Raw genomic sequence first — 5330 nt, 5'->3', positions numbered from 1 at the left:
GGAGGTCGTTATGAGCTTAGCCAGGGGTCTAAGAGTAAGAGATAAGATTCAATCAGGATTACTACGAGCCTTTGCATGGCTTGTTCTTTTGTTTGTCCTGACTCCGTTGATAATCATCTCAGCGATGGCTTTTACTAATGGTGAGTTTCTGGTCTTCCCACCAGAGGGATTCTCAATTCGATGGTTTGGGGAACTTACCAACTGGATTGGAGCTATACAAAACAGTGTGCTGATAGCAATTCCAGCAGCGCTAATCGCAACTACCATCGGTGGAACTGCAGCCTACAGCTTAGACAGATACGATTACCAATTTGGAAAGGCATTGGCGGCTGTCGCCACGCTTCCGATTACGCTTCCGCCTGTGATTGTTGGCGTCATGTTTATGACCTTCTTCATAACCATTGGTAATGCTGGCAATATCTGGAACCTCGTCATCGCTCATTCGATTTTCCTTACTCCATTCCCGTTCATCCTCATTAGTCAGGGGCTGGGTGAGCTTGATAGAGGTTTTGAGGAGGCTGCGCGCAATTTGGGAGCTTCGCAACTTCTTACTGTGCGAACGATCACGTTCCCGCTTATTCGGGCGAATGTGATTGCTGGCTTCCTGTTTGCATTTATTCTATCATTAAACGAGTACATTATTGCATGGTTACTATCTGGGTTTGCAATTCAGACAGTGCCGATTCAAATATTCACCAGTCTCCGGTACAACTATTCACCGACTATTGCAGTGATTAGTTTACTGTTTATTATAGTCACCTTCGCGGCACTGACCGTTGCTGATTATCTCGCAGGAGGTCTTTGGGAGTAACTCAGCGATTATCATCATCTAATTACCAACAGAAAGACAATTTATGACACAACCGAATTACGATGACCTTTCAGAACTGGCATTTGCAAATACCGGCACGTTTCTCAAATCGCCGTCAACTGAGCCATCGGCACTTGCAACTGACATTGATGTGGCCATATATGGAGTCCCATTTGATGGCACTGTATCTCGCCGACCAGGCACTCGGTATGGTCCTAACAAGCTCCGACAGATGAGTGCGTGGTATGATCATTTCGCTGGCGGTTCCAACGGTGCATACAATGTGGACACTGCTCAACATGTCGCACATTCAAAAGTTGATATACGAGACTGTGGAGACGTCCCGATTGTTCCAAATAGCGTCGAACGAACTCGAGAGCAGGTCAGAGGGTACGCGAAGACAATCGCTGAGAGAACATTCCCGATCATGCTTGGGGGTGATCATTATTTGACCTATCCAGCATTCGATGGATTTGCGAAAACGGTAGATGGGGACGTCGGAGTTATTCATTTAGATGCACATAGCGATACAGTCGAAGGTGACGAGACCTACGGTGACCACTGGCATGGATCACCGATGGCTCGTATCAATGATTTAGACTCCGGGGGCTATACAAACCATGCGATGATTGGTATTCGCGGTTATGAGCGAACAGGATTTGAGGACCTCATCGAGTCTGATGGATTGTTCGTCAAATATGCTCGAGACATCCGTAGGGACGGCATCGATACAGCGATCGAGACCGCAATCAAGCACGCGTCGGCAAATACTGAGGCCGTGTATTTGACTGTAGATATCGATGCCGTTGACCCAGCGTATGCACCAGGCACTGGAACGCCCGAACCTGGCGGCCTGACAAGTGCGCAATTCCTTCGAAGCATGGATTTGTTAGGTAACTGTGATGCGGTCGGCGCCATGGATCTTGTCGAGGTCTCACCGCCACTTGACGACGATAGCGATACTACGGCGATGCTGGGTGCAAGTGCTGTCACGCGGTTCTTCGAAAGTAAGTTTTGCTAGCCATCGAGTGTGATTTATAACCTGCCAAAGTTCTGATTTTCGAATGCCTGTCCAACGCGATATAGCGTCTCTTCATCAAATTTTGACCCAATTAGCTGGACTCCAACGGGAAGACCATCTACTGTTCCACAGGGCACAGACAGTGCTGGATGACCGGTCTGATTGCATCCTGCCGTATTAACTGGAATTCTGGCTAGTCGATTAACCTGTGTAACTTGATTTTCCGCAGGCGACAGTGCTGTGAAAGGTACAGTTGGCATTGCTATTACGTCACACTCATCAAGACAATTTTGATATTCCTTATCAAGACTCAGGGCGACGTTCTTAGCCTGCGCATATATTGATTCGTTATCATTAATTCGGCAGCATTCAGCGAGTAAAAGAGATGCAATAACCGCCGGCGATAACTCGTCACCTCGGGCTTGCATTCCATTCTTGAATGCTTCTTCGCCAGCTTTCCAATGCCACCCAGGGGATGTTGTTCCAACACCACCGCGACGATATGTGCTTTGCGCACCAAGGGCGGCAACAATCCCGATGATCGAAACAGCGATTTCATGTGTCGGTGCGGACACATCTTTCAACGTTACACCAACAGTCTCCAATTCAGCGAGTTTGTCTCGGACAGTCGATTCGACGGCAGGGTCAGCTGTCGACCAGTCAAAACCTTCTGTGAGCACCCCAACTATTAGTTCATCAGTTGGATCTTGTAAGCCCTCAATATAGGATTGAGAGCTGCATTGGTACGGTTGTCGCGGGTCAAGCCGACAGCCGTTTTGTCGATCCTCACCTGCGATTACCTCTAGCACTTGAGCATTTGTTTTCACATCACGCGTTAAGATACCAACATGATCAATTCCAAAATCCATACCGAACACACCAGTATATGGCACCAAGCCATATGTCGGCTTACAGCCAACAATACCACACCAAGCAGCCGGATTTCGAACCGACCCAGCCTGATCAGTCCCCAATGAGACATCACAGTCGCCAGCCGCTACAGCTGCAGCCGATCCGCTTGAGGAGCCGCCCGCAAGTCGACTTTGGTCGCAAGGATTCCATGTCATGCCAAAATCTTGCAGTTCACCGGCATCTCCCATCGCGAAGGCATCCATGTTCTGTTTACCGAGTATTGTAGCTCCAGCATTGAGTAGCCGACCTGCGACTGTGGCATCGATCTCTGGTGTAAATGAGAGTACAGTCGATCCTGCAGAACACGGCACTCCCGCGACCGCAATATTGTCCTTAAGACCAGCCTTCAGACCGGTAAGGCGACCATCTGCAGATCCAGCAATAGAACATCGTTGGAGCCACGCATTATACGGATCTGAGTCAGCGGTCGGACTCCAGTGATCCCTCCGGTCACCATGTTGGGCTGGAGAGCCATCTAAAAGCTCAAACTCTGGTCGTGGCTCTGTCTTTATATCCTGAATGGCTTTCTTCATACCGCTGAGAATCTCTTCGAATACGGGGCGGCTTGCACTGTCCACAGTCACCCCCCAATTCTCTGCGAGTTTGGCATATTTATCCATATGAGCCTTACTGAGTGTCCCCTACCCAATAGTTTCCCTAATATTCTAAAAATTATACGAATAGATGCGGGATATAATAGGGAAATGGTTAGATTTGTTGAGATCCTAGTCATAATTATGCTATCTATTCAAATATGATGAACCCAGATACTTCTGATACAATTACTGAGGTTGCACCCGATGTATACGATTTGACACTGGCTAGTAAACCAGCACGCTACCGATCATTTCTTTTCGATTGGGATACGCCAACCTTGATTGATACTGGACCTCAAGAGCTCAGTCAGATACTCATACAGCGATTAGAGTCTATTGGGATTGCACCCGAGCGGCTACTATTGACACATACCGATCACGATCATGTTGGTGGGTATGATACCGTTATCGACACTTATTCTCCAGAGACGTATGTTCCGGTACAGTCTCAATTACAAACAGCGCATGTAGCCGACCATCGGTATGATCACGAAGATAATATTGGTCCGTTCACTGCGGTGCATATTCCCGGTCATACCCAAGATAATCATGCACTGGTCGCAGCTGAGGAGTCAATAGCAGTCTTAGGTGATGCGATGATTGGTGCAGACTGGCGTGGTCTTCCAGAGGGATATCTGATTATGATTGAGGCTTTTTATTCTGATGATCTTATTACGGCAGAACGAAATGCCGAACGTCTGCAAGATTACGAATTTGACATCGCTCTTGTTTTTCACGGGTCGTCTGTATTCAATGATGCTCGAAAGAAAATTGACTCATTTTTAGACTTTCCAAACAAGGGAACGTGGGATACCGATGTGTGACCACTCAGAGTATTGAGCTATCTTGCCTAATCTTCTCGACCACTGGATTGCCTGGGAAGTCCTTTAGAAACTGTAGTAACAGACGTGAGTGAATGAACCCTACCAGACTGGAGATAATCTAGCATCTCTAAGGCTGCATCATGCGGCGATTGACTTGTTCCAGCGGTGTATTCTTCGACGACTCTAAAAACAAAATCTCGTTCGTGCGCTCCTTGAGCTGTGTGATGAACACAGACATTCATCATGGCACCAGCAACCAGAATAGTATCAATATCAAATGCTAAGAATGAATGCATGAGACCAGTGTTGTGAAAGCAATTGTAGCGTCGTTTTTTGATTACATACTTGACAGCAGGAAGCCCTGTATCTAGAATTGCAAGCAGATCTACAAATTCCTCACGGTAGTGTCAGTAATTGTATGTTTTTACTCGACTGAGAGCACTTCAGCCCCGTAATCTGAGTGATTAGGACGGTGACGCTCTTCTGTCCAAATAATGTGCAGATTAGCTTTCCCCGCTGCTTCAACAAGCGTATTGATATTAGCAACTATTTTCTTTATAATTCCGACCGATGAAGATGGACGATACACTGCGTCATCTAGTGTAAAAAAGTCACGCTGTGGGTCAATGACCAGTAATCCAGGTATTTCGCCAATTGTTCCAGGGTCAGTGGGTATCGCTTGACAAATGATTATTTATACCATCAGATATAGTTGTTTATCGGTCTTAATAACTACACCGGGTGAGATGTAATAATAAAAATGCCGTTTGAAACACCAAGTCTGATTCCACCTAATACACCGGTTCCTCAGCAGATTACAACTGATTCATTCATCATCAGACCATTGAGGATCACAGATACTGAGGCAGATTATGCAGCAGTGATAGAAAGCCGCGAACAAATCAAAAATACATTTGGTCCAGACCATCCGTGGCCGCCTGTAGGGCTCACACTAGAGCAAAATCGAGTCGACCTTGCCTGGCATCAAAAAGAGCACCAACGCCGCGACTCTTTCACGTTCACAATATACGATCCTGATACTGAGACAGAATTAGGTTGTTTGTATATCCAACCAACACAGGTCGCGGAATACAATGCTACGGTGTATTTTTGGACATCGGTGACCGCAGACCGGCGAAACTTGACAACCCAAATTGTGGATATCA

General features: G+C 46.8%; 7 protein-coding genes. 4 read left to right on the top strand and 3 right to left on the bottom strand.

The features are described 5' to 3' along the window. Together J07HQW2_RS03110 and J07HQW2_RS03105 are read left to right on the top strand one after the other, a co-directional pair. A partial coding sequence (locus J07HQW2_RS03110; RefSeq protein WP_021053863.1) for an ABC transporter permease occupies positions 1-811 on the top strand: 811 nt, incomplete at its 5' end. Between the two features lie 43 nt (positions 812-854). Further along, on the top strand, positions 855-1832 hold the full coding sequence (locus J07HQW2_RS03105; protein WP_021053862.1) for an agmatinase family protein: 978 nt from the start codon (positions 855-857) through the stop codon (positions 1830-1832). A gap of 14 nt (positions 1833-1846) precedes the next feature. Here the strand turns inward: J07HQW2_RS03105 and J07HQW2_RS03100 are convergent, their stop codons facing one another. After that, positions 1847-3364 (bottom strand): amidase family protein, encoded by a 1518-nt coding sequence (locus tag J07HQW2_RS03100; RefSeq protein WP_021053861.1) that lies wholly within the window; start codon positions 3362-3364, stop codon positions 1847-1849. 134 nt (positions 3365-3498) lie between these two features. Between J07HQW2_RS03100 and J07HQW2_RS03095 the strand changes: the two genes are divergently transcribed. Beyond that, positions 3499-4164: an MBL fold metallo-hydrolase gene (locus J07HQW2_RS03095; protein WP_021053859.1), complete on the top strand. Its 666-nt coding sequence runs from the start codon at positions 3499-3501 to the stop codon at positions 4162-4164. 26 nt (positions 4165-4190) lie between these two features. Here the strand turns inward: J07HQW2_RS03095 and J07HQW2_RS03090 are convergent, their stop codons facing one another. Next, positions 4191-4502, bottom strand: coding sequence for a cysteine hydrolase family protein (locus J07HQW2_RS03090; protein ID WP_303704297.1), 312 nt, complete (start codon positions 4500-4502; stop codon positions 4191-4193). A gap of 86 nt (positions 4503-4588) precedes the next feature. Beyond that, positions 4589-4792 (bottom strand): hypothetical protein, encoded by a 204-nt coding sequence (locus tag J07HQW2_RS19850; protein WP_394324627.1) that lies wholly within the window; start codon positions 4790-4792, stop codon positions 4589-4591. A gap of 132 nt (positions 4793-4924) precedes the next feature. Between J07HQW2_RS19850 and J07HQW2_RS03085 the strand changes: the two genes are divergently transcribed. Further along, positions 4925-5330 (top strand): GNAT family N-acetyltransferase (locus J07HQW2_RS03085; protein WP_021053857.1); only part of this gene is annotated, 406 nt, incomplete at its 3' end.

The sequence above is a fragment of the Haloquadratum walsbyi J07HQW2 genome (assembly GCF_000415985.1).
GTDB classification, from domain to species: domain Archaea; phylum Halobacteriota; class Halobacteria; order Halobacteriales; family Haloferacaceae; genus Haloquadratum; species Haloquadratum walsbyi_B.
Note: the sequence above shows the minus strand (reverse complement) of the source record. Positions and strands in the feature narration are given on the sequence as shown.

What these genes read in the sequence shown, in the direction of transcription:
- J07HQW2_RS03105 (WP_021053862.1), top strand. Translation starts at nt 855, where the DNA reads ATGACACAACCGAATTACGATGACCTTTCAGAACTGGCATTTGCAAAT.
- J07HQW2_RS03100 (WP_021053861.1), bottom strand. Translation starts at nt 3,364, where the DNA reads ATGGATAAATATGCCAAACTCGCAGAGAATTGGGGGGTGACTGTGGAC.
- J07HQW2_RS03095 (WP_021053859.1), top strand. Translation starts at nt 3,499, where the DNA reads ATGATGAACCCAGATACTTCTGATACAATTACTGAGGTTGCACCCGAT.